Raw genomic sequence first — 24,629 nt, 5'->3', positions numbered from 1 at the left:
GGCTGCTTTTTTTAATGGTTTTCTGCAGGCTCGTTTGGAATAACAAGCGTGATAAGGAATACCAGTACCGCGAAACAAACGGAAAGGATTAATCCTGTTTGAAAATGAAATTCGTTTCCATTCATTGAACTTACAACGTAAGTCAGCATTTCGGACAATGCAAAAGCCCAGAAGAACATCCAAAAAAATCTCACGCCAAGTCACCTCATTCCTATGTATTGAACACATTCAATCGTATGTTGTCACTCATTTCAATCTTTATTAGTTTACCACAGCTTTAACAATTAATAAATGACTAATCTGTGAAATGTAAACCCTGTCATCTGTTGGAGGATAGGGGCAAAAATTTATAAATAAAAGGTTTCCTATGGGCTATCTCCCTTACAAATGCAGTCTCATTACATAAACTATAGAGACTCAGTATGTAAAAGGAGAAATTTGAATGTATCAACGATTGTTTCAATTAGAGCAAGAGTGGTGCATGATCCATTACCCTGAACGACCAAATGGATTCGCTGTAATGATTATAGGGGACTCCCATCACTATGTAGACGAAAAGAGCAGTTTCTGGGTGCAGCATGAGGCGCGGTATAAGTGGATTCAAGAGCTGACAGCCAAGGGGTACATTGTATATTATAGTAATCTGTATGGAGCGAATTGGGGTAGCGATCAAGCCGTACAATTGGCCAGGCGACTCTATCAGCATGTGAAACGGAACGAAATCATCAATGGAAAGATCCACATTTTGGCCGAAGGAATGGGAGCGTTAGTATTGAAAAATCTCTATCCGAAATTGGCACATGATATTAGGAGTGCCGTCCTGCTCTCCCCCTGCGTATCGATGTATGACCATTTAGAACAAGAAAAAGAACAGAAATTCTTTTATAAAAAAGTGATAAAAGAACTTTCATTGATGCTGAAGATGAAGGAAGAGGATTGTGAAGCCTTCATCTCACAACAATCACAGGACTACAAAATATTCCAGGATATCCCTATTCCCCTGTATATTGTTCAGTCAATGACTCTAAATCGTTATAAAAATCAATTCACTCTCATAAAAGATATATATACGGAGCGTTTAGCAAAAGGAATTTCAACGGATCTATTCTTTGTTCTTCCTGAGAAACGAGGGTCTCTTGGAGGGAAGATCGCATCTTACTTTTCCCTGCATGAGAAAGAGTTATAACAAATAAATTGGAGTGATTGACTTGAACCATCATGCGTTCGTTTTCGCTGCACAACAGTTTTTGGGATTTGAACTCTGTCATGCCCTTCTGGAAAAAGGATGGACCGTGACCGCCATCGATGAGCACAAAGAGACGAAGGATAAATGGATGGAAATTGGAAGGAATGCAAACCTGGAGTACGTGTCTTATGGGGGATGGGATAAGAGCGTACGCAGAGGGTCCAGTGTATTCCTTCCTTACTATGATCAGGTAAGAGGGAATAGGGCGGGGTATTTATCAGAAGTGGATGAACTGCTCTCAAAAGTGGACCAACCCTTTCATGTGATTCGAATCTATTCCAACGGGAAAGGAAATAGAGGTCTTGAGGAAGATGGTGCTGCCTTCTACCTTCCAACATTATATGGTATCCATCAACCGGAAGAATTCCTTTTTGCACAAATATTGACCGGCAAAGGGGAAGGAACGGATTATGTGGATGATCCCTCGGGGGCGATTTATGTGAAGGACGCAGCTAAAATGATTGTCAATCTCTCTTCAAAAAAAGACATCTTTACCTTGAAGCCTCTGTCAGACAGGAGCTGGAATGAAGCTCTATCCTATATCACAAATGAAACGTTTTCAACTGGTCACCGTAAAATCGATGCCGTTGGAAAAGAAGTGATCGTCAGACCATCAAAGTCTCACAGGGGCATCATTGATCAACAAGAAAAAGGGATTCGCTTGCATGAAATTGAGGAGTGAGAAAACTTTTCCTTTTCATGTAGATACAGGTGAGGGTAAAATAGGGATGATGTAATGAACCTTTTATAGATGCTGCATGGGCTTTAAAGGAGTTGCTGCACATGAATAAGAAATGGTACATGTTTTTCCTGATTGTATTCCTGGTCGGACTAAGTGGTTGTTCAGCAGGAAACAGCGAAGAGATAGAAAAGGTTGGTTTACTTGTTCCGGAAGCAGTGAATGATGGAGTTTGGGGAACAAAAGGGTACAAAGGATTACTAAAAATACAATCCGATTATCATGCAGACGTGTTCTATAAAGAGGGAATGAAGAATGATACATCAATCAAGCAGGCAGTAGAGGAATTTGATGATAAGGATGTCACCTTAGTATTTGGACATGGGAGTGAGTATGCGGATGTCTTTAACGACTTGTCTGGAGAGCATCCCGATATGCATTTCGTCAGCTTTAACGGACATGCCACGGAGAAAAACACGACAAGCCTACAGTTCAAGGGATACGCTATGGGCTTTTTCGGAGGAATGACAGCAGCCTTTCACTCTAAAACGAAGAAGATCGGTGTGATTGCGGCCTTTGAGTGGCAGCCTGAGGTTCAAGGGTTTATAGATGGAGCGAAGTATCAAAACAGTGAGACAGAGGTTAACGTAGAGTACACCAATCATTGGGACGATCAAGAGAGGGCCCTTAACGAGTTGGACACTTTACTAAAAGAGGGTATCGATGTTGTGTATCCTGCAGGTGACGGCTATAATGTAGCAGTAATCGAAAAGCTTAAGGAGAAAGGACTTTATGCCATAGGGTACGTTTCCGATCAATCCGATCTCGGGGAATCAACGGTCCTGACAAGCACCGTCCAGCAGGCTGATAAGTTGTATGGAGTAGTAGCCGAGAGGTTCGCCCATGATGAGCTGGAGTCAGGCAACCTGGAATTTGATTTTGGAGACGGTGTGATCTCCATGGGAAAATTCAGTCCGCTCATTCCGAAAGATTTTCAAACTGAAATAAAGCAACATATCAAGGACTATATTGATACCGGCAAATTGCCGAATGGAAAGGAATCGAAGCAATGAATCAAGACAAAACAATGGAGTTTATGCAGATTGCCATGAAGTATTTCCCCCAAGCGAAAGAACAACTCGATCAAGCGGGAGTCGAGTTCTCTCCTGAAATGCTGCAGCCATTCATGACGCTGTTCACCCAGGTCATGAGTGAAGCTTATGAATTAGGCAAACAGGATGCCTTACATAAAGAATAAGCGAATGGAAAGACGGGTCACCTGAATTTAAGGTGACCCGTCTTTTGTTAGGAAGAAAAAATAATTGCAGAAAGTAGAAATCTTCGATAAAATTAGTACCAAGTCATAATAATTGATAATAACCATTGAGTATATGAAAAAAATTATAAGCGAAAGTAGGGAACGCCAGTATGAATACAGGTATTATTGGAATTGGACGTTATCTTCCTGAAAAGATCTTAACAAACGCGGATCTTGAGAAAATGGTGGATACTTCGGATGAATGGATTCGTACGAGAACAGGCATTGAAGAGAGAAGAATAGCAAATAATGAAACAAATACCTCTGATATGGCTTTCGAAGCCGCAAAGAAGGCAATTGCTGATGCGGAGATCGATCCCGAGGACATCGACCTGATCATGGTAGCAACCGTTACCCCGGATCATCCATTCCCATCCGTTGCCTGCCTCCTTCAGGAAAGATTGGGAGCCAAGAAGGCTGCGGCAATGGATATCAGTGCCGCATGCGCAGGATTTATGTATGGTATGATTACGGCAAAGCAATTCATCGATAATGGTGCGTACAAGAATGTCCTCGTGGTCGGTGTAGAGAAATTATCCAAAATCACTGACTGGGAGGATCGTAACACAGCCGTCCTATTTGGAGATGCTGCCGGTGCGGCGGTCCTTGGACCCGTTCCAGACGGCAAGGGGATCCTTGCCTTTGAATTAGGATCGGACGGATCAGGAGCGAAACATTTGTATCAGGATGAAAAATTGATCATGAACGGCCGGGAAGTGTTCAAATTCGCAGTTCGTCAAATGGGCGAATCCAGTATAAATGTGATTGAAAAGGCAGGTTTAAGTAAAGAGGACGTAGATTTCCTCATTCCTCACCAGGCCAATATCCGTATCATGGAAGCAGCTAGGCAGCGCCTTGAGCTGCCGGTGGAAAAAATGTCTAAGACCGTAAATAAATATGGAAATACATCAGCGGCTTCTATCCCGGTTTCCTTAGTGGAAGATCTTGAAGCGGGAAGAGTGAAAGAGAATGATGTTGTCGTCATGGTAGGATTCGGTGGCGGTTTAACTTGGGGCGCGATCATTATGCGCTGGGGTAAATAATTGAGTATCAGAAGCTTATTGACAACTTGCAGTTAAAGGAGATGGATTAGAATGAATAAGAAGCGTGTAGTGGTTACAGGATTAGGAAGCGTCACGCCTTTAGGGAATGATGTTGAATCGACCTGGTCGAATATTTTGGCCGGAAAGACGGGGGTAGGGCCTTTAACGCGTTTAAACGCCGATGAGTATCCTGCCAAAGTGGCGGCAGAACTAAAAGACTTCAATATTGAAGAGTTCGGGGTGGAAAGAAAAGAAGCAAGGAAGATGGACCGCTTCACTCACTATGCGATTGCCGCATCGTTAATGGCAGTAAAAGATTCAAAACTTGATATCACAGACGAAAATGCACATCGCGTTGGCGTGTGGATCGGTTCAGGAATCGGGGGAATGGAAACATTCGAACAGCAGTACGAAACATTCCAGAAACGTGGATATCGCCGGGTAAGCCCATTCTTCGTGCCGATGATCATACCTGATATGGCAGCGGGACAAGTGTCCATTATGCTCGGAGCGAAAGGGTTCAACTCTTGTACCGTAACAGCTTGTGCAACAGGAACAAACTCAATCGGTGATGCCTTCAAGGTCATTCAGCGTGGGGATGCGGATGTGATGGTTTCCGGTGGAGCAGAAGCGCCAATCACGAAAATGTCCGTTGCCGGATTCTGTGCAAATACAGCCCTTTCCACGAATCCAGATCCTGAGAAAGCATCAAGACCCTTTGATTCCAATCGTGATGGCTTCGTAATGGGAGAAGGGGCGGGAATCGTCGTTCTGGAAGAACTTGATCATGCCTTAAAACGTGGAGCGACGATTTATGCAGAAATCGTCGGGTACGGATGTACCGGAGATGCCTATCACATCACTGCCCCGGCACCTGCTGGAGAAGGCGGCGCAAGAGCGATGAAAATGGCACTTGAAGATGGCGGGATCCGTCCGGAAGAGATGGATTACATCAATGCCCACGGAACAAGCACTCCATATAATGATAAATACGAAACGATGGCTGTGAAGGAAGTGTTCGGAGAGCATGCCTATAAACTGGCCATGAGTTCGACGAAATCCATGACGGGTCACCTTCTTGGTGCAGCAGGCGGAGTGGAAGCGATTTTCACTGTACTGGCGATGAAAGACAGTGTCCTTCCTCCAACCATCAATATTGAAACGCCGGACCCTGATTGTGATCTTGATTACGTAGCAAATGAAGCAAGGAAACAAGAAGTCAATGTAGCGATGAGTAATTCATTAGGATTCGGTGGTCATAATGCCACCATCGTATTTAAAAAATATCAAAGTTAACAATTATGGGCCTGTTACATGTAGCAGGCTCTTTTTGTTGTGAATCTTTCCTCTTTCACATATACATGTTAAAAAGCATGGAAAGAGGGATGAAGGTGGCAGTTGTACCTACAGATGATTGGTTGGCAGAGTGGATCGATAATCCCGTGGATCTACTCAAGAAAACGAAAAATGGTAAAGACGATCAGCAATCGTTTTATCAATACCTTACAAAGCACGGAATGTATCGTTCTGCGCGTCTCGCCGGAGATATTTACGAAAAAATGAAAGAAAAGAAACTTTGGGAACGATTTGCTCTCTTTGAAAAAAAATATAAGCGAAAGTGGAATGGACCGAGCGTCCCGATCTATCTATTCCCCGTACAGGAAAAAAGGGGGATGTTCCAGACATCCATGAAAAAATCGGGGGTATGCTTCAAAGATGAAATCTTCTTTTTCGTTACGGACCAGGAAGATCCAAAAGAATATGAAGCGTTATTTGTCCATGAATACCATCACTGTGTCCGAATGAAGCGGTTAAACAAAAAGGAGGACCACTATACGCTCCTTGACTCCATCATCTTTGAAGGGCTGGCAGAAACTGCTGTCAGAGAATACTGTGGAGAGAAATATGTGGCTCCCTGGACAAAAGCGTATGATGAACAGGAATTGTCCCGCTACTATGAAAAATGGATAGAGCCCAATTTGGAAGTGAGGCGGGATAGTCCTCTGCATGATCAGCTGCTTCTTGGACAAAAATCCTTTCCAAAAATGCTCGGCTATTCCTCGGGCTACCGATTGGTGCAACAGTTTTTAAAGAAGCAGGATTCGTCAACCCTTTCCCTCATAGGAGAACCGTCATCAGTATTTTTGCCATAGAAATCAGGAGAATTGCTGAAGCCATGGGCTTTCCTGAAAATAGGATGTCCTCTGCCGTCATATCTTCCTGTTCCTTTCATAAAATATACTAAGCATGGACGGGCTCCAATATCTTAATGCAAGGATAGAGGCGGAAGGTATGGTGGTACAATTGTTTGGACTCTTTATTGGATTTGGACTGGCTGTATCAGGAGGGGTGAGCTTAATCATGTATTTAAATTTGCTCACGACAGGAATGACGTTTACAGATTATATATCTTTTGTTTCCACACGTGTTGAAAGTTATTTATTTCTTTTGGGAATCCTCATTATCACCCTTTCAATCTATATACCCCGCAGAAAAATATAATGACAATCATAAAACCCTTGATAATAGGAATAAATTTACACAAATTAGCCTATACTGATTGACAAATAAGATTGAAGCAAAGCGAGGGGTCAATCATGTTATATCTTCATGATGTATGGGTAAATTGGTTCGAAGGCGAAGAAAATGGCTACAATGTCTGCCATTTTCATGAGTGGAGAAAAGAGGACGTTATTGAATTACTGGATCAGGTTCCTCTGATTAAAGTAGACACGACACTGTTTCATTACATCGAGAATGATTTATCAGAGTTACCTCAACAACTGCTCCATCATGTCTATCAAAAAGCATATCTGCGAAAAAACCACGAACGGATCCAGTTGGATTATTGTTTCATCGTGACGGATGGCACCGGGATACTGGCAGTGGATACAATCGGATACACCGTCCCAATCAGAAAAAGCAGGCTGATACCAAGACAGGAACAACTGGTGTATGAAATGGTCGAAAGTCATGAAACGGTAGAGTATTCCATCGAGCCGGACGGTAAAAGGGAGGATGCGTATCATATTCTTTCCCCGAATCCTTATATGATGAGCGGGCTGACGCGGAAGGAAAGACAATTGAAGCAGCTGTTATTCATGGCCCTTGATCAACTTCACAGTTCAAACAACACGGCGGAAATCCGGTATTGGTACACAGAATGGGCACCAGAGCGCTACCGCACCATACAGGAAATGGATTTCGAAGACATATGGCAGATGCTATATGAAGAAACCCAGTACGGGTGGTCGGACAAGCACCTCACCCTCTGTGAGAATTTGATTAAGGGACAACCATTTTTCGAAAAACTATGGGAAGTGGAGAATCGCCCTAAGGTTAATTGATCGTTCGCAGGAAACCTTGAGTCCGTAGTGGGCTTGAGGTTTTTTTGTATGAGGGCAGGGGAAAGGCCAGAAACCGCGCAAGCAGTCTCTGGCCTTCCTGTTTATTTCCTCTTTCTCTCTTTTCTTCCCAATCCCATGGCCTTTTCCATCTTCTTCAGCATTTTGTTTGCTGCGAAGTTTGCCTTTTCTGCACCGCGATCAAGGATATCATCCAATTCCTCTGAATCGATCAATTCATAGTAGCGGTCCTGTACCGGCTTGATGGCGCTTATGACCACCTGTGCCAAGTCGCTTTTGAAGTCCCCGTATCCTTTCCCTTCATATTTCTGTTGTATTTCTTCTATAGAAGTACCTTCAAGGATCGAATAGATCGAAAGGAGGTTAGACACGCCGGGTTTGTTTTCTTTATCGTATTTCACGATGCCATCTGAATCGGTCACGGCACTTTTGATTTTCTTCTCGATCTGTTTAGGATCGTCAAGGAGTGTAATGAACGCTTTCTGATTCGAATCGGATTTACTCATCTTCTTCAACGGGTCCTGAAGGGACATCACCCGGGCACCGACTTTGGGGATTCTTACTTCGGGTACGGTGAAGATATCATTGTATTTATTGTTGAATCGTTCCGCCAGGTTCCTGGTCAGTTCCAGATGCTGTTTCTGATCCTCCCCGACGGGAACAAGATCTGTTCCGTACAACAGGATGTCTGCCGCCATTAGCGGTGGGTACGTTAATAATCCCGCTGAAACGGCTTCTTTGCCATGGGATTTATCTTTGAATTGAGTCATTCTTTCAAGCTCCCCGATATAGGTCACACACTGCAGGATCCAGCCTGCCTGTGCATGTGCAGGAACTTCCGATTGAATGAATAATGTAGACTTCTCCGGATCGATGCCACAGGCGATATACAGGGCGGCAAGACTGCGGATGTTTTTGCGCAGCTCCATCTTATCCTGAGACACCGTGATCGCATGCTGGTCAACCACACAGAAGTAACAATTATATTCTTCCTGGAGCTCGGTGAATTGCTTCATCGCCCCGATGTAATTACCGAGGGTGATCGTCCCACTCGGCTGAATGCCACTGAATATTGTCTTCATTTCATTTCCTCCTAATTTTACACAAAATAAAAACCCACCCGTCCTATAAAAAATAGGGACGAATGGGATGATTTCCGCGGTGCCACCCTAAGTGCCCGTTAGAGCCAGCTTAGTCCATGACGTGCATGGAACCTCTTTAACGTAAGGTCATCCCGTTATGTGCTACTCCGTTTCACACATAAAGCTCCGAAGTCCATTCCTTTTCAAATGAATACTTGTTTGCACCAACCACAAGTTCTCTTTTATTCATCCTGAAAAGTACTACTCTTCATCCAAGCTTATACTTTCATTCATATGTAGCTATTATATGAGAAAAGAAGGGTGAATTCAAGTGTACAGAAGGTAGGTCATGATAATCGAAAGGACGAATGCGAGTCCTCCGGTCAGTAAAAAGGACTTCGTAATAGAGTAGGAACGTTGTACACCATATTCCTCGTGAGCTTCTTTCATCTCATCCAGGTCATCGAACTGGGAAATATACTTTCCCTGTTTCGTGCTGTTGCGAAACCTTTTAAGAGCATAGACGATCCCGTTAAAAAATCCCTTTCCAAAAATATAAAGGAGGGCACCGATACTGATATAGGCAATCCCGATGACAAACAAACTGTCTATTATAGAAAGAAGCAGATTTTTTTCCTGCAGTGAAGCCACTACCACAGCAATGATAAAAATAAGAAAGGTAAGTATGTTGAACAATTTCATTCGTTTCATAATGCTCCTTAAGATGTTTTTAACCAAAGTATACATGAAGGAAGAAGAATAATTCAATCCTCATTCATATATATACAATTCTTTCAAAAGTGTATAAAGGAAGACAACAGACATCCATGCAGGGCGTACATACAAGTAGTATCTCATTTCAAAAGTTGAAGGAGAGTGAAATAAGTATTAATTCTATTATTTATATTTAGTCTGATGTTTTAATATTTATAATAGAAGGGGGGCATTTAAAGATGGTGAATCATCCATATTGTAAAGTGGTTTCATCCAGTGGAAATTTACGATTGTAACAATTGTAATAGGACAAACTCTCTAAAATGTTTAGGAAAAACGTTGATGTATCAAGGTTTTAACAACAATATACCTACTAATCTGATAATTTAGCAAAAAAACTGTTAAATTCATATTGCAATAATTTCTCTATCATGTATAATAAGTAACAAATCTTCTGAAAATTAGAAGATAAATAAATATGAGATTTACGAGGAGGTCAATTTCAAGATGAAGAAAAAGTTTTCATTCTTGCTGGTTCTTCTTCTGGCTCTAAGTACTTTCTTGGCTGCATGTGGCGGCGACAAGAAGACTGAAGGCAATGAAGAAGGATCAGGTGCAGGCGGTTCTGACGAAAAGAAAGAACAGGTACTTAATCTTATCGAGAGTTCTGAGATCCCATCAATGGACTCCACTCTGGCAACTGACTCTGTTTCATTCAACGTAATGAACAACGTATTTGAAGGTCTTTACCGTTTAGGTGAAAATGACGAGCCTGTACTTGGTATGGCTGCAGAAGAGCCACAAGTAAGTGAAGATGGCAAAACTTACACGTTCAAGATCCGTGATGCGAAATGGTCCAACGGAGATCCCGTTACGGCTAACGACTTCGTTTATTCTTGGCAAAAAGCATTAAACCCTGACACTGGTGCAGAGTATGCGTACATCATGTACGATATCAAAAACGCTGCTAAAGTAAATGCTGGTGAAGTTCCAGTTGAAGAACTAGGTGTTAAAGCTACTGATGACAAAACATTAGAAATTCAGCTTGAAACTCCGGTACCATATTTCAAAGCTTTACTTTCTTTTGCAACATTCTATCCTCAAAACCAAAAATTCGTGGAAGAGCAAGGCGACAAGTTCGGTCTTGAAGCTGACACGGTTGTGTATAATGGTCCATTCACACTTTCTGAGTGGAAGCATGAGCAAAGCTTCAAACTTTCTAAAAATGACAGCTACTGGGATGCAGAAAATGTGAAGTTGAAAGAAGTTAACTTCAACATCGTTAAAGATACTGCTACTGGTGTTAACCTTTATGAAACAAATAAAGCGGATATCGCTGGTCTTTCAGCTGAATTCGTTGATAAGTACAAATCAGATGAAAACTTCAAAACAAGAGCTGAAACGTCTGTCTTCTTCCTTCGTTTAAACCAAGGTAATGAAGTGCTGAAAAACGTTAACGCTCGTAAAGCAATCGACTCTGCTTATGACAAAAAAGGTATGGTTGATGTACTACTTAACAATGGATCTATGCCTGCGTACTACTTAGTACCAAAAGATTTCGTAACAGGTCCTGATGGAACTGAATACCGTGAAGCTGTTGGCGATTTCGGTGGATTCGACGCGAAGAAAGCTGCAGACTACTGGGCTAAGGCAAAAGAAGAGTTAGGTAAAGATTCTATCGAATTAGAACTACTAAACTATGACTCTGACAGCTCTAAGAAAATCGGTGAATTCTTAAAAGAACAACTTGAGCAAAACCTTGAAGGATTAACAGTTAAGATCAAAGCTCAACCATTCAAGCAAAAGCTTGAATTAGAATCGAAGGGTCAATATGACTTCTCTTTCGCTGGTTGGGGTCCTGACTATCCAGATCCGATGACTTTCGTTGACATGTTCGTAACTGACGGTGCTCATAATCAAATGGGTTACTCAAATCCTGAATATGACAAGAAAATCGAGCAAGCTAAAGGTGAACTTCTTGACGATTTAGATGCACGTTGGCAAGCAATGGTTGACGCTGAAAAGATCCTGTTTGATGATCAAGCGATCAGCCCAATGTACCAAGCTGGTGTTTCTTATCTAGAGCGTCCATATGTTAAGAATGTACTACGCCATTCATTTGGTGCAGATAATTCATACAAATGGGCTTCAATTGAGTAAGTATTAACTCAGTAGACACACCTTTAAAGGGAGAGCGTATGCATGAGCATATGCTCTCCTTTTCCAGTGAATGTCGATAATTATCAAAAAAGTAAAAATACATTGAAAATTTGTCGAAAATAGCTATAATTAAAAATGTAGAAAAAATAAGATAAAAAAGGGGGGCTAAAGAATGGTCAGATATACAATTCAACGTATCGTCTATATGATCATCACTTTGCTTATCATTGCAACCGCCACTTTCTTTCTGATGAAGCTCCTGCCTGGATCTCCACTGCAAAACACAGAAAGGCTGTCTCCGGAACAACAACAAATCATCCTGGATAAATACGGTCTCAACGACCCGCTGCCTGAACAATATATCAATTATATGGTTGGGCTGGCTAAAGGGGATTTGGGTTTGTCCTTCCAATATGATAATAGACCAGTAACTCAAATTCTTGGCACTCGTATTGGACCTTCCTCACTTTTAGGATTTCAAGCCATGGTATTAGGAACTTTTATAGGACTGTTAGTAGGTATCATTGCTGCAATTAAACACAATACTTGGTTAGACTATGGATCTACTTTTATGGCTGTATTGGGAATTTCGATACCGTCCTTTGTATTTGCAGCACTATTACAATATTATATAGGGGTCAAACTCGAATGGCTTCCTGTAGCACTTTGGGGCGAATATAAGCATACCATTCTTCCTACGCTTGCATTGACTGTAGGTGTGGTAGCGACCATTGCCCGTTTTATGAGAACTGAAATGTTAGAGATTCTAAACTCTGATTATATTTTACTTGCAACTGCAAAAGGTATTTCAAAGACAGGTACCATTGTGAAGCACGGAGTTAGAAATGCCATGATTCCAATTGTTACCATTCTCGGGCCGATGACAGTAGCAGTCATGACTGGATCACTGGTTGTAGAACGGATTTTTGCGGTTCCTGGATTAGGGGAACAATTCGTCTTATCAATCAACACGAATGATTATACGGTCATTATGGGAATAACCCTTTTCTTTAGTGCTTTATTCATCGGTGTTATTTTCTTGGTGGACATTTTATACGGAATCATTGATCCGCGTATTCGCTTAGCTGGAGGGAAGAAATAATGGGAGCAAAACAAAAGAAACAAGAGCAACTAGATGAACTTAGTCCAGACCTCTTCCAACCTCAACAAGCTAGTGGGGACGAGGCAGAAAAAATTTCACGTCCAAGCTTGAATTTCTGGCAGGATTCATGGCTTCGTTTGCGCAAGAATAAAGGTGCACTTGTCGGGATCATCATCACTGTAATCATTATTTTCTTTGCCATTTTCGGTCCTGGAATGAATGAATACAAATTCAGTGATCAAAATATCCGCCATGCAAAGCTGCCTCCGAAAATTGAAGCGCTTTCAGGAATCAGCTGGCTTCCGTTTGACGGTAAAGATGCTGACGGTTTTGATGTATATGAATCAAGACAAATCAAAGAGAATTATTGGTTCGGTACAGATGACCTGGGACGTGACTTATGGACGCGTACATGGAATGGAACCCGCGTCTCTTTATACATTGGTATACTTGCCGCAGTCATTGACTTCCTGATCGGGATTTCCTACGGTGGGATTTCTGCTTACTACGGCGGGAGAGTCGATGACGTTATGCAACGGATCGTTGAAGTTTTGGTAGGGATACCAAATCTGATTGTTGTCATCCTGTTCATCCTGATATTTGAACCGGGTATATTCTCCATTACGATGGCAATGGTCATAACCGGTTGGGTCGGGATGTCTAGGATTGTCCGTGGACAAGTTCTTCAATTAAAGAATCAGGAATTCGTCCTAGCCTCCCGTACTTTAGGGGCAAGCAGTAATCGTTTAATCTTTAAACATCTGCTACCGAACGTAATGGGACCTGTCATCATTACGACAATGTTCACAGTTCCTGCTGCTATTTATACAGAAGCATTCTTAAGCTTTATCGGATTAGGGATCGCTCCACCTAAAGCGTCTCTGGGATCATTGGTTAATGAAGGATACAGATCTATCCAGTCATATCCGCACATGATGCTTGTACCGTCAGCGGTCATTTCATTAGTCATTCTTAGCTTCAACTTAATGGCCGATGGACTGCGTGACGCACTAGATCCGAAAATGCGTAAGTAATGGAAGGGAGATACTAATATGTCGAAAATTTTAGAAGTGAAAGATCTACACGTCTCCTTCAATACGCATGGAGGGGAAGTACAGGCAGTACGCGGTGTAGATTTCCATTTAGATAAAGGTGAAACATTAGCAATCGTAGGGGAGTCGGGTTCAGGTAAATCCGTAACGACGAAAGCCCTTATGAGATTGATTCCAAACCCGCCGGGATTCATTAAGGGCGGGGAGATCCTGTTTGAAGGAAAAGATTTAGCGAAGCTTCCTGAAAAGGATATGCAAAAAATCCGCGGTAAAGATATCTCGATGATCTTCCAGGATCCGATGACTTCTTTGAATCCAACGATGACAATCGGGAAACAGATTATGGAACCACTGGTGAAGCACCAGAACATGAGCAAAAATGACGCTAAAAAACGCGCCATTGAATTACTGAAGCTGGTTGGTCTTCCGAGTCCTGAAACCCGTTTTAAGCAATACCCGCATCAGTTCTCGGGTGGACAGCGTCAGCGTGTCGTGATCGCCATTGCTCTTGCATGTAATCCTAAAATCCTTATTGCCGATGAACCGACAACGGCATTGGACGTTACGATTCAGGCACAGATCCTTGAGTTAATGAAGGATCTTCAAAATAAAATTGAAACATCCATCATCTTCATCACCCATGACCTTGGTGTAGTTGCGAATGTGGCAGATCGCGTAGCGGTTATGTACGGTGGTCAGATCGTAGAGACGGGAACAGTCGATGAGATTTTCTACGACCCTCGTCACCCGTATACGTGGGGATTGATCGGTTCGATGCCGACAACCGACACAGAAGGTGAGCAGGAGCTTGTAGCGATTCCTGGTACTCCTCCCGATTTATTGAATCCACCAAAAGGGGATGCATTCGCCCTCCGAAGTGAATATGCATTGAAAGTGGATTTTGAACAAGAACCGCCATATTATCAAGTATCAGACACTCACATCGTGAAGTCATGGTTATTACATCCGAGTGCTCCACAGGTAGAGCCACCAGAAGCAGTGAAAGTGAGGCAAAGACTGATGCCTTCAAATTATAGAGAGCCGGTACTTGTTGAGGGGGTTCGTTCATAATGGCAGAAAAATTACTTGAAATTAAGAATTTAAAGCAGTACTTCAACCCGGGAAAACCGAATATGGTTAAAGCAGTCGATGATATCAGCTTTGATATATATAAAGGGGAAACCCTTGGACTTGTTGGAGAATCCGGGTGTGGGAAATCAACGACAGGCCGTACGATCATTCGTCTTTATGATGCGACGGACGGTCAGGTTCTCTTTAACGGTGACGATGTTCACGGGAAGAAGTCACGCTCTCAATTAAAGAAATTTAACCGTAAAATGCAAATGATCTTCCAGGATCCGTATGCGAGTCTGAATCCCCGCATGAAGGTAGCCGATATCATTGCGGAAGGTATTGATATTCATGGATTGGCTTCTTCCAAGGAAGAACGTTTGAAGAAGGTTCATGAGCTACTGGAAACAGTGGGTCTGAACAAAGAACATGCAGGCCGTTATCCGCATGAATTCTCAGGTGGACAACGTCAGCGTATCGGGATTGCCCGTGCACTGGCTGTGGATCCTGATTTCATCATTGCCGATGAGCCGATCTCAGCCCTTGACGTTTCGATTCAGGCTCAGGTCGTCAATCTGATGCAGGAACTTCAAAAGGAAAAAGGGTTAACGTATCTATTCATTGCCCACGATTTATCCATGGTAAAGTATATCAGTGACCGGATTGGTGTTATGTATTATGGAAAGCTTGTTGAGTTGACGACAAGTGACGCCCTGTACAAAAATCCGCTTCATCCTTATACTCAATCGCTTCTATCTGCGATACCGTTACCGGATCCCGAGTATGAGCGCACCCGCAGAAGAAAAGAATATAATCCTTCTGTTCATAACTATACAGAGGATGATAATCTTGAAATGCGTGAAGTGGTACCTGGACATTTCGTTTACTGCTCAGAAAAAGAATTTGCGCAATATCAAGCATCATACAAAAGCTAAGAGGATGATAAAAGCTCCCTTCGATGAGGGGAGCTTTTTCCTTTGATAACGTCTAAACCTTAATGAGATTCATACTATATATTGAATAATATTCATTTCCTTGGAAATTTCGACAGACTAGGTGGATTAACCCTTTTCTTTCAAGTTATTTCCTTGTTAGAATAGTATAAGGAGTTACATAATTTACTAGATAGCATACTTAATAGAGGAGAGGTTCATTTTGAAATGGAGTAAGGTAGCGACATCTTTATGTGTAGCCACAATGTGCGTCTTGCCCTTCCAGTCAGCAAGTGCCGCTGAAGATGGTCCGGTGAAACATGAGAAGAGAACGTTTGCGATGAGTAAAAAGGAGATTACAAGCCCGGTGCCACGATTTGTTTATGACTCAGGACTGAGTTTCGAGTATCCTGATGCGGTAAGAGGGGTATACGTTACAGCACATTCCGCTGGCGGAGCCCGTTTTGATACTCTTACGAAATTAATGGATACTACAGATCTTAATGCCATGGTCATTGATATTAAAGATGACGTAGGGAATGTAACATATGAACCGGAAAAGTCTTCTCCGTATGCCAAGGTCGGTCAGCCATACATCAAAGATCCCAAAGCGATGTTAAAGACCCTGGAAGAAAAGAAAATCTATCCGATTGCACGTGTCGTTGTATTCAAGGATACCGTTCTTGCGAATCAGCGTCCTGACTTGTCATTTAGGGACGGGGATAAGGTTTGGTCAAATGGAGGAGGGGATTCCTTCGTCAACCCATTCCTTAAAGAAGTGTGGGATTATAATGTAGGCATCGCCATTGAAGCAGCAAAAATGGGCTTTCAGGAAATTCAGTTCGATTACGTCCGATTCCCGGAAGGATTCGAGAAACGTGATGATGAACTCACCTATAACGGAGGGGAATATGCCAAGGAAGACAGTGATAATGTACAGAAACGTGTACATGCCGTCACTGATTTTGTGGAATATGCCCATAAGAAGTTGGAACCTTATGGTGTGAAAGTATCCGTTGATATCTTCGGTTATACGGCAACCCTTCCAGAGGCACCCGGTATCGGTCAGAATTTCTCGAAGATATCTGAAAATGTGGATGTCATATCATCCATGATCTATCCCAGTCATTGGACACCTTATTTCGGGATTGCCAAACCGGATTTACAGCCGTACGAACTGGTAACAGAATACTCGAAGGTAGAGAAAGCGAAAATAGCTGAACTGAAAAATAAGCCGATCTCAAGACCGTGGCTTCAGGATTTCACCGCTTCCTGGCTTGGCAGCGGAAACTATAAACCTTACGGAAAAGCAGAAGTAGAGGCGCAGATCAAAGCGTTGAATGATCAAGGAATCAATGAATTCCTTCTGTGGGATGCAGGTAATTCCTATACTGAAGGCGTCGACTACACTCCTTAATAGAAGAGACTGACCTCTGGAACGTGCAGGTCAGTCTTTTTTCCCTTAAGGAGAAACGGGGACCGAAGCATTGCTTCCCATTTGAAAAAGCGTTGAAATATTGTTATCATTAAATTATTGGTAAGATTAACCGCTTTCAACCACATTACCCTCTTCATGGGCAGTTCAGCCTGTGATTCCGTACGATTATCCCACGGATAAGACTAACATCTAACATAAACCTATTTTTTTCTGAGAATGATAATGGTATCCCGTTAGTCAATGTCACTTAAAAATTCAATCGAAGGAGTAGATCCATGCACTGGTATGAAAAATTAAATCAATATTTCCCTGTAGAGGAAATGAAATCAAAAGAACATCTTGAATCACTGTTAAAAGAAAGAAGCGACATCTATCACAAAGATGAAGGGCCGCACCATGTACTAATGTATGCGGAACTTGAAGACTTTATCTTCATCGATTATCTCTTTGTCTCAAAGGATGCCCGCGGACAAGGCCTGGGCCATAAATTACTCGATAAGTTAAAAGAAAAGAAGAAAGCCATCATTTTGGAAGTCGAGCCAGTGGACTATGATGACACTGATACTGAGAAGCGCTTGAAATTCTACAAACGTGAAGGTTTCGAACACGCCGTCAGCATCGGATATGCCCGCCGTTCACTTGCTACAAACGAAATCAATGAAATGGAAATCCTATACTGGGCACCAGAGCATGAATCCGAAGATCTTATCTTCGAATCCATGAAAAAAACATATGAGCTCATTCATACGTATAATGACCACAAATTTTACGGTGCTTCTTATCAACCCGTTGACGAAGTGTTAAAAAAAGACGATGAACGCGATGGGGATGTATTAAAAGATCTTTAAACGGAAGAAAACCTTATTGCCTATTCGCAATAAGGTTTTCTAAATGAAAAAATGGAAATATACAATATCATGTTTAAGCTAAGAGTGTACCGGGTAAACCCATAATAGAAACAGAATATATAGCTATGTTAAACCTCTGTACAGGAAATTTGACAAATTAGTTAAAACTATGTTCATGGGACAGTAATTCATGTATAATACATAATAGAGATTTCTTATTTAAACTAATTTTAATTAACGGCGTTTAAATAAAATACTCTATATTATAAAAATTCCTAAAGGGAGTGTGAATGATTCGTGGTTACATTATTCACTTCACCTAGTTGTACATCTTGTCGCAAGGCAAAAGCTTGGTTAGAAGAGCATGAGATTCCATATACCGAACGCAACGTTTTTTCTGAACCATTAAGCATTGATGAAATCAAAGAAATCCTTCGCATGACTGAGGATGGAACAGATGAAATCATTTCAACCCGTTCTAAAACATTCCAGAAGCTTAATGTAGACCTGGAAACTTTACCACTACAAGAGCTGTTCGAATTGATCCAAAAGAATCCCGGCCTTCTGCGACGCCCGATCATTCTTGATGAAAAGCGCCTTCAGGTTGGATACAACGAAGATGAGATCAGACGTTTCCTACCAAGAAAGGTTCGGACATTCCAGCTTCTTGAAGCTCAAAGAATGGTAAACTAAAGTACTCTTTTCCATGTAGGGGAATATATAAGTAAAAGGGGCTGACCCTTTAAGGAACGTTGCGTCTCCTTTCGGGTCAGTCTCTTTATATTAGAATAAGTTTTATCACTTGAATTTTCTGCAAATATCCGCTAAAATGTCAAAAACGCCTAGAGGGATTTGCGAGAAAAAAATGGGTGTTAGTTTAATTCCATTTTCTGAGGTTTTATCATAAAATAGAAGTACAAGGTACAAACTAATTTAAGTGTATCTTCAATCTTCACCAGCAATAGAGCGTTTTGCTCAGAGGGTGTAGTCCCTTCACTAACATCATGCAAGAAGGGAGAGGTGTTAATTGGAAATCGAACGCATAAACGAAAATACAGTCAAGTTCTATATTTCTTATGGAGATATTGAAGATCGCGGATTTGACCGTGAAGAAATCTGGTATAACCGTGAACGGAGTGAAGAACTCTTCTGGGAAATGATGGATGAAGTCCATCAGGAAGAAGATTTCGGAATCGAAGGACCGCTTTGGATTCAGGTTCAGGCGTTAGATAAAGGGCTTGAAGTCCTTGTTACAAGAGCTCAGGTTTCTAAGGACGGCCAGCGATTCGAGCTTCCTATTCCAGAGGATAAGCTCAAGGAACTTCCAGTCGATGAGCGTATAGAGGAGCTATTGGATCAGCATTTCCAAATCAAGCAGGATCAGGATGGGGAAGCTGAAGTAGTTTTGGACTTCACGTTGAAATTCAATGATTTCGAAGATGCGATTTCTCTATCCCATCGGTTGAAAGACATATCTATGGAACATTTAGAAACAAAGCTGCTTGCATTCAAAGATAAATATTTTATTTATGTTAAATTTTCTGAAGAACACTTTTCAGAAGAAGATATCGATAATACGTTAAGTATACTGCTTGAATATGCCGATGAATCACGAATGACCGTTCATCGCCTTGAAGAGTATGGCAAAGTGGTCATCCATGACCATGTCTTTGAGACGTTGAGTGAACACTTTTCGTAAGGATCAATACCGGTTTCATATAGAAATCGGTATTTTTTATATCCACTCTCTGTATAAGGGTTTTCAATTTTTGAAACATTAAGCCGGTGGAAGGTGTTACTACATATGAAGAATACAGTAAGGGTCCTCTTATTTTGTGCTGTCCTTGTATTAAGTTATATTTTTTATTTTGATCAGTATCTTTCAGGAATGGTGAAGTATTTTAGTATTGTCTTCACATTCTCCGTCGTTGTCATTGGGTTTCTTATTTTCTTTGAAAATCGTCATCCGGCCCAAACCCTGACATGGCTCGTCGTTTTGGGGGCATTTCCGTTTTTAGGCTTCATTTTTTATTTATTATTTGGACGGAATTACAGAAAAGAGAAAATGTATAAAAAGAAGTACATATTGGATCAGGAAACCTATAATAAATTCGAGCCCGGTCCAAAGGAAATAAACGCAGATATGTTTGGCTTATTTCAAGAAAAGCATTTTCAGTTAGCGCAAAGAATCGGCAACAGTGCCATATCCTTTTCCACTGAAACAAAGCTGTTGACCAATGGTAACGAAACGTTCGGTGAAATTCTGACGTGGTTAAAGACGGCGAAGCATCATATCCATATGGAATATTATATTGTGCGTCATGACGAAATCGGTAACCAGATTAAGGATATCCTTATTGAACGGGCGAATGATGGAGTCAAGATACGCTTCCTTTACGATGCCGTAGGTGCCTGGCAATTATCAAAGGATTATATAAATGATTTAAAAAATGCAGGTGTAGAAGTAGTTGCGTTCGGACCTGTCAAGATTCCGGTGCTGAATAATAAATTCAACTTTCGGAATCACCGTAAAATCATTGTCATCGATGGGAGTATCGGATTTGTGGGAGGACTCAATATCGGGGATGAATACTTAGGTAAGAATCCACACTTCGGTTTCTGGAGGGACACTCACCTGTTTGTAAGGGGAGAAGCGGTTCGGACCCTGCAGTTGATCTTCCTGCAGGATTGGTATTATATGACGAACGATGACTTCCTGACACCTGGATATTTAAGTCCTGACCCTCTTGAAAATGCGAACGACGGCGGAGTTCAAATGATTGCGGGGGGACCCGATAATGAATTGAGCGTTTTAAAGAATATATTCTTCTCCATGATCACCTCGGCGAAAAAGAGTGTGTGGGTGGCATCCCCTTATTTCGTTCCGGATGAAGATATTTTCTCAGCTTTGAAGATTGCTGCTTTAAGCGGTGTGGATGTGAGACTCCTTGTTCCCCATAAACCTGATAAACGGATTGTATTCCATGCTTCACGCTCTTATTTCCCAGATCTTCTGGAAGCCGGAGCCCGAATATTTGAGTATCAAAAAGGATTCATGCATAGTAAAATCGTGATAGTAGATGAAGAAATGGCATCAATAGGAACGTCGAATATGGATATGAGAAGTTTTCACTTGAATTTTGAAGTGAATGCATTTTTGTATAAAACAGAAAGCACTTCTTCGATTGTAAAAGAATATTTACATGACCTGGAGGAATCGGAAGAATTGCAGCTGGAAGAATTTCAGAAGCGACACCTGGGATACAGGATCTTGGAATCCACTTCCCGACTGATGTCTCCCTTGTTATAGAGTGAAGCCCTCAAGCATTTTTTGCTTGAGGGCTTTGTTTATGCAGGATTTTCACTGTTTATGTCGAATGGTAACAGAAGGGGGTGTTCTATGTTAACAGCATTATTCAACCAGCAACTATTTACCACCATCCATTATTCCAGGGAGGAATTGAGAGGGTTAAGAAGGAGAGGTGCCTCATTTGTCTGTCCCCATTGTTCTTCCGTATTGACCATGAAAATCGGTAGCCGCAACATACCCCATTTTGCCCATATGTCCCAAGCAGATTGCGAGTTGGTGAAGGGTGAGACTCTACACCATCTCTTAAGTAAGCAGCTATTATATGACAGGGTCAGCTCCCTCCATGCAAGAGTGAGTCTAGAGCATTACATTAGAGAGCTTAAGCAAGTCGCAGATATTTATGTAAAAACAGATACAGCAGAGATTGCCATCGAGATTCAGTGTTCCACCATACCGATTTCTGAAATAGTACGACGCACACATGGTTATCACCGACAGGGGATCACCCCCTTTTGGATCCTGACCCAGCCCCTTAAGTCCAAGAAGCTCCTGAGTCTGACGACTTTCCAACAAGCATTTATCCGATACTCTCCACACTTGGATTATTTTCTCCTTCAGTTTCTTCCGGATAGAAGTATCTTTCAACTCTATTCCCATCTCCTTCCGGTTTCCGGCACGGCATTTATGAGTGCAGCGCCCATCATCATACCCGTTTCCGAGTTCACACTTCCTCCTTCCATTCCGGATGTTTCCGTTCTTCATCCCTACTCCTTATCCCATTGGTACGATTATAGAACGAAATCGATATACAACAGAATCCATTATAATAATGCGAGAACAGACGTGTTCTTAAGGGAAGTGTACGGGGAAGGGGATACGTTTTTATATTTGCCCCTGTATATTGGCATCCCTGTCATTCCCCATGGCATTCATATCAGAAATCACGAAGTGGAATGGCAATATTACGTATGGAAAGATTGTTTGAAAGGGGATTCGATTTCAGAGGAAAGTGTGTGCAGGGTGCTGGATAGAAGAATTGCAAAAGGCCATATCGAGCTGCGATCCCTTCCTCTACTAAAAAGAGATGAAGTGATCAAGAGGATTGCAAGCGGTTATTTAAGATTACTTGAACAGGTGCAGGTTCTCAGTAAAATAAATGATACGTATCAACTCACTGAACCATGGAGCTGCCCGGATCATTTTTCAGCCTTCGAAAAGCATAAACATGATTTTTTTCCTAAATGGAAGCATATATTAAAAAAGCTGTAAGAAAGATTGTATTGTTGCAGGAAATTGGTAGATGAGAGAGAATGTAACTATAAGGAATTTTCTGTAGATTTCAGAATGGAGGATGTATATGTCAAAAGATACAGCTACTAAAAGTCTGCCTGGAAGAAAAGAGGTAGATGAAACGTTAACGTGGAGATTGGAAGATATTTTCGAAAGTGATGATGCGTGGGAGAAAGAATATAAAGAAATCCAAGGAATGACAAAGAGAGCAGACGAATTTAAGGGAACACTGGGTGATAGTGCAGATCAGCTTTATAAAGCATTTGCCTTCCAGGATGAAATAATGGAACGTATGGGGAAGGTATATACATATTCTCATATGCGCTATGACCAGGATACGACCAATTCCTATTATCAGGGTCTTGATGACCGTGCCAAAAGTCTTTATACCCAGTTAGGGAGTAAGTTTGCTTATTTGGTGCCGGAAGTTCTATCGATTGACGAAGAGAAGCTGAATGGTTTCCTTGAAGAGAAGGATGAACTGAAGAAGTATAAGCATGCTTTAGAGGAAATCAATCTTCAGCGTCCACATGTTCTCTCCGCTGAAGAAGAAGCGCTCTTGGCCCAGGCATCTGAAGTGTTCAGTGCCGCAAGTAATACATTTGGCATGTTGAATAACGCAGACCTAGAGTTTCCGAGCATCAAAGATGAAAATGGGGAGGAAGTGGATATTACACACGGTCGTTTTATCCGGTTCCTGGAGAGCAGCGATCGCCGTGTCCGGGAAGACGCCTTTAAAAAAGTCTATGAAACGTACGGGGAATTTGAAAACACATTCGCTTCAACGTTAAGTGGAGCGGTGAAGAAAGATAATTTCGTCGCCAACGTCAGACATTACGATTCAGCGAGACATGCGGCTTTATCCAATAACAATATCCCTGAAGAAGTGTATGATAACCTTGTTGATACGGTGAACAAAAACCTTCATCTGCTTCAGCGTTATGTGAAGCTTCGTAAGAAAGTGCTGGGTTTGGATGAGGTTCATATGTATGATTTGTATACCCCGCTCGTGAAGGAAGTCAAAATGGACATAAGCTATGACGAAGCACAGAGCATGATCCTCGATGGACTAAAGCCACTGGGTGAGGAGTATGCCAATGTGCTGAAAGAAGGATTTGAGAATCGGTGGGTGGACGTGGTCGAAAATAAAGGAAAGAGAAGCGGTGCTTACTCATCCGGGGCATACGGAACCAATCCTTATATCCTCATGAATTGGCAGGATAATGTAAACAATCTATTCACACTGGCCCATGAATTCGGTCATAGTGTCCATAGTTACTATACGCGCAGTTCCCAACCATACACGTACGGTCATTATTCCATCTTTGTGGCAGAAGTCGCTTCCACTTGCAACGAAGCATTATTAAATGATTACCTGTTGAATACGATCGATGATGAGAAGAAAAGATTGTATCTGTTGAATCATTATCTTGAAGGATTCAGAGGGACTGTTTTCCGTCAGACGATGTTTGCTGAATTCGAGCATCTTATCCATAAGAAAGCCCAGGAAGGAGAGGCCCTGACTTCGGAGTTCCTTACCAAACAGTATTATGAGCTGAATAAGAAATATTTCGGGGAAGAAATTTCAATTGATGAAGAGATTGGACTGGAGTGGGCACGTATCCCCCATTTCTATTACAATTATTATGTATATCAATATGCTACAGGCTTCTCTGCAGCGACGGCCCTTAGTCAACAGATCCTCGAAGAAGGCGAGCCTGCAGTGGAACGCTACATCGATTTCCTTAAAGCTGGAAGTTCCGATTACCCGATTGAAGTATTGAAGAAAGCAGGAGTGGATGTGACAACTTCCAAACCGGTGGAAGATGCATGTAAGGTCTTTGAAGAAAAGCTGAATGAAATGGAAGAACTGCTTGAAAAATTGCAATAAAATAAACGCGATTACGAAAAGAAACACCCCTCCTGAAGGTAACCTTTCAGAAGAAGGGGTGTTTTTTCTTGGCACCTGGTTATATAGG

23 protein-coding genes and 1 other annotated feature are annotated in these 24,629 nt (G+C 41.9%); of the genes, 20 read left to right on the top strand and 3 right to left on the bottom strand.

What is annotated here, in order from left to right; all coding sequences use genetic code 11:
* Nucleotides 1-11: 11 nt before the first annotated feature.
* Entirely contained in the window at nucleotides 12-149 is a 138-nt protein-coding gene (locus tag N5C46_RS06640; protein WP_336275582.1) for a DUF2929 family protein, read from the bottom strand.
* A gap of 293 nt (nucleotides 150-442) precedes the next feature.
* On the opposite strand from N5C46_RS06640, the gene N5C46_RS06635 reads away from it, so the two are divergent.
* The 8 genes from N5C46_RS06635 (at nucleotide 443) to N5C46_RS06595 (ending at nucleotide 7,633) form a co-directional block, all read left to right on the top strand.
* Nucleotides 443-1,186 carry an alpha/beta fold hydrolase gene (locus tag N5C46_RS06635; RefSeq protein ID WP_261751405.1) on the top strand — a complete coding sequence of 248 codons (744 nt, stop codon included), beginning with the start codon at nucleotides 443-445 and terminating at the stop codon, nucleotides 1,184-1,186.
* 22 nt (nucleotides 1,187-1,208) lie between these two features.
* Nucleotides 1,209-1,928 (top strand): hypothetical protein, encoded by a 720-nt coding sequence (locus tag N5C46_RS06630; protein ID WP_261751404.1) that lies wholly within the window; start codon nucleotides 1,209-1,211, stop codon nucleotides 1,926-1,928.
* 101 nt (nucleotides 1,929-2,029) lie between these two features.
* Complete coding sequence (locus N5C46_RS06625; RefSeq protein ID WP_261751403.1) at nucleotides 2,030-2,998, top strand: BMP family ABC transporter substrate-binding protein; 969 nt, start codon at nucleotides 2,030-2,032, stop codon at nucleotides 2,996-2,998.
* Complete coding sequence (locus N5C46_RS06620; RefSeq protein WP_034763435.1) at nucleotides 2,995-3,183, top strand: ComZ family protein; 189 nt, start codon at nucleotides 2,995-2,997, stop codon at nucleotides 3,181-3,183. The genes N5C46_RS06625 and N5C46_RS06620 overlap by 4 nt, the downstream gene beginning before the upstream one ends.
* Nucleotides 3,184-3,353: 170 nt before the next feature.
* Nucleotides 3,354-4,286, top strand: a complete 933-nt coding sequence (locus tag N5C46_RS06615) for a beta-ketoacyl-ACP synthase III (RefSeq protein WP_159361745.1) — start codon at nucleotides 3,354-3,356, stop codon at nucleotides 4,284-4,286.
* 51 nt (nucleotides 4,287-4,337) lie between these two features.
* Nucleotides 4,338-5,582, top strand: coding sequence for a beta-ketoacyl-ACP synthase II (fabF, locus tag N5C46_RS06610; RefSeq protein WP_261751402.1), 1,245 nt, complete (start codon nucleotides 4,338-4,340; stop codon nucleotides 5,580-5,582).
* A gap of 95 nt (nucleotides 5,583-5,677) precedes the next feature.
* On the top strand, nucleotides 5,678-6,439 hold the full coding sequence (locus N5C46_RS06605; protein WP_261751401.1) for a DUF2268 domain-containing putative Zn-dependent protease: 762 nt from the start codon (nucleotides 5,678-5,680) through the stop codon (nucleotides 6,437-6,439).
* Nucleotides 6,440-6,883: 444 nt separating this feature from the next.
* Nucleotides 6,884-7,633, top strand: a complete 750-nt coding sequence (locus N5C46_RS06595; RefSeq protein WP_261751399.1) for a YjbA family protein — start codon at nucleotides 6,884-6,886, stop codon at nucleotides 7,631-7,633.
* A 101-nt stretch (nucleotides 7,634-7,734) separates the two neighbouring features.
* On the opposite strand, the gene trpS is transcribed toward N5C46_RS06595, so the two are convergent.
* Entirely contained in the window at nucleotides 7,735-8,733 is a 999-nt protein-coding gene (gene trpS, locus N5C46_RS06590) for a tryptophan--tRNA ligase (protein ID WP_261751398.1), read from the bottom strand.
* Nucleotides 8,734-8,784: 51 nt separating this feature from the next.
* Nucleotides 8,785-9,017: a binding site (T-box leader), on the bottom strand.
* A 43-nt stretch (nucleotides 9,018-9,060) separates the two neighbouring features.
* Complete coding sequence (locus tag N5C46_RS06585; protein ID WP_261751397.1) at nucleotides 9,061-9,444, bottom strand: DUF3899 domain-containing protein; 384 nt, start codon at nucleotides 9,442-9,444, stop codon at nucleotides 9,061-9,063.
* 510 nt (nucleotides 9,445-9,954) lie between these two features.
* On the opposite strand from N5C46_RS06585, the gene N5C46_RS06580 reads away from it, so the two are divergent.
* From N5C46_RS06580 to pepF, 12 genes are all read left to right on the top strand, one after another.
* The gene (locus N5C46_RS06580; RefSeq protein WP_261751396.1) at nucleotides 9,955-11,607 is read left to right on the top strand and encodes a peptide ABC transporter substrate-binding protein; all 1,653 of its coding nucleotides are present in this window, start codon (nucleotides 9,955-9,957) and stop codon (nucleotides 11,605-11,607) included.
* A gap of 172 nt (nucleotides 11,608-11,779) precedes the next feature.
* Complete coding sequence (gene opp3b / locus N5C46_RS06575; RefSeq protein WP_261751395.1) at nucleotides 11,780-12,709, top strand: oligopeptide ABC transporter permease; 930 nt, start codon at nucleotides 11,780-11,782, stop codon at nucleotides 12,707-12,709.
* On the top strand, nucleotides 12,709-13,743 hold the full coding sequence (opp3C, locus tag N5C46_RS06570; RefSeq protein ID WP_261751394.1) for an oligopeptide ABC transporter permease: 1,035 nt from the start codon (nucleotides 12,709-12,711) through the stop codon (nucleotides 13,741-13,743). The genes opp3b and opp3C overlap by 1 nt, the downstream gene beginning before the upstream one ends.
* An 18-nt stretch (nucleotides 13,744-13,761) precedes the next feature.
* On the top strand, nucleotides 13,762-14,832 hold the full coding sequence (locus N5C46_RS06565) for an ABC transporter ATP-binding protein (protein ID WP_261751393.1): 1,071 nt from the start codon (nucleotides 13,762-13,764) through the stop codon (nucleotides 14,830-14,832).
* The gene (locus N5C46_RS06560; protein WP_261751392.1) at nucleotides 14,832-15,767 is read left to right on the top strand and encodes an ABC transporter ATP-binding protein; all 936 of its coding nucleotides are present in this window, start codon (nucleotides 14,832-14,834) and stop codon (nucleotides 15,765-15,767) included. The genes N5C46_RS06565 and N5C46_RS06560 overlap by 1 nt, the downstream gene beginning before the upstream one ends.
* Before the next feature lie 262 nt (nucleotides 15,768-16,029).
* Nucleotides 16,030-17,181 (top strand): putative glycoside hydrolase, encoded by a 1,152-nt coding sequence (locus tag N5C46_RS06555; protein WP_420720453.1) that lies wholly within the window; start codon nucleotides 16,030-16,032, stop codon nucleotides 17,179-17,181.
* Nucleotides 17,182-17,477: 296 nt separating this feature from the next.
* The gene (locus N5C46_RS06550; RefSeq protein ID WP_261751390.1) at nucleotides 17,478-18,050 is read left to right on the top strand and encodes a GNAT family N-acetyltransferase; all 573 of its coding nucleotides are present in this window, start codon (nucleotides 17,478-17,480) and stop codon (nucleotides 18,048-18,050) included.
* 297 nt (nucleotides 18,051-18,347) lie between these two features.
* The gene (gene spxA, locus N5C46_RS06545; RefSeq protein WP_032089161.1) at nucleotides 18,348-18,743 is read left to right on the top strand and encodes a transcriptional regulator SpxA; all 396 of its coding nucleotides are present in this window, start codon (nucleotides 18,348-18,350) and stop codon (nucleotides 18,741-18,743) included.
* Nucleotides 18,744-19,077: 334 nt separating this feature from the next.
* Nucleotides 19,078-19,749 carry an adaptor protein MecA gene (gene mecA / locus N5C46_RS06540; RefSeq protein WP_261751389.1) on the top strand — a complete coding sequence of 224 codons (672 nt, stop codon included), beginning with the start codon at nucleotides 19,078-19,080 and terminating at the stop codon, nucleotides 19,747-19,749.
* Nucleotides 19,750-19,854: 105 nt separating this feature from the next.
* A complete protein-coding gene (cls, locus tag N5C46_RS06535; RefSeq protein WP_224520449.1) occupies nucleotides 19,855-21,360 on the top strand; it encodes a cardiolipin synthase in 1,506 nt (501 codons plus the stop codon).
* Nucleotides 21,361-21,450: 90 nt separating this feature from the next.
* Nucleotides 21,451-22,629, top strand: a complete 1,179-nt coding sequence (locus N5C46_RS06530; RefSeq protein ID WP_261751388.1) for a competence protein CoiA — start codon at nucleotides 21,451-21,453, stop codon at nucleotides 22,627-22,629.
* 88 nt (nucleotides 22,630-22,717) lie between these two features.
* The gene (gene pepF / locus N5C46_RS06525; RefSeq protein WP_261751387.1) at nucleotides 22,718-24,541 is read left to right on the top strand and encodes an oligoendopeptidase F; all 1,824 of its coding nucleotides are present in this window, start codon (nucleotides 22,718-22,720) and stop codon (nucleotides 24,539-24,541) included.
* Nucleotides 24,542-24,629: the final 88 nt, after the last annotated feature.

Origin of the sequence: Rossellomorea vietnamensis, from assembly GCF_025398035.1 — a bacterium.
Classification (GTDB): domain Bacteria; phylum Bacillota; class Bacilli; order Bacillales; family Bacillaceae_B; genus Rossellomorea; species Rossellomorea vietnamensis_B.
This window is presented reverse-complemented; position numbering and strand designations above follow the sequence as displayed.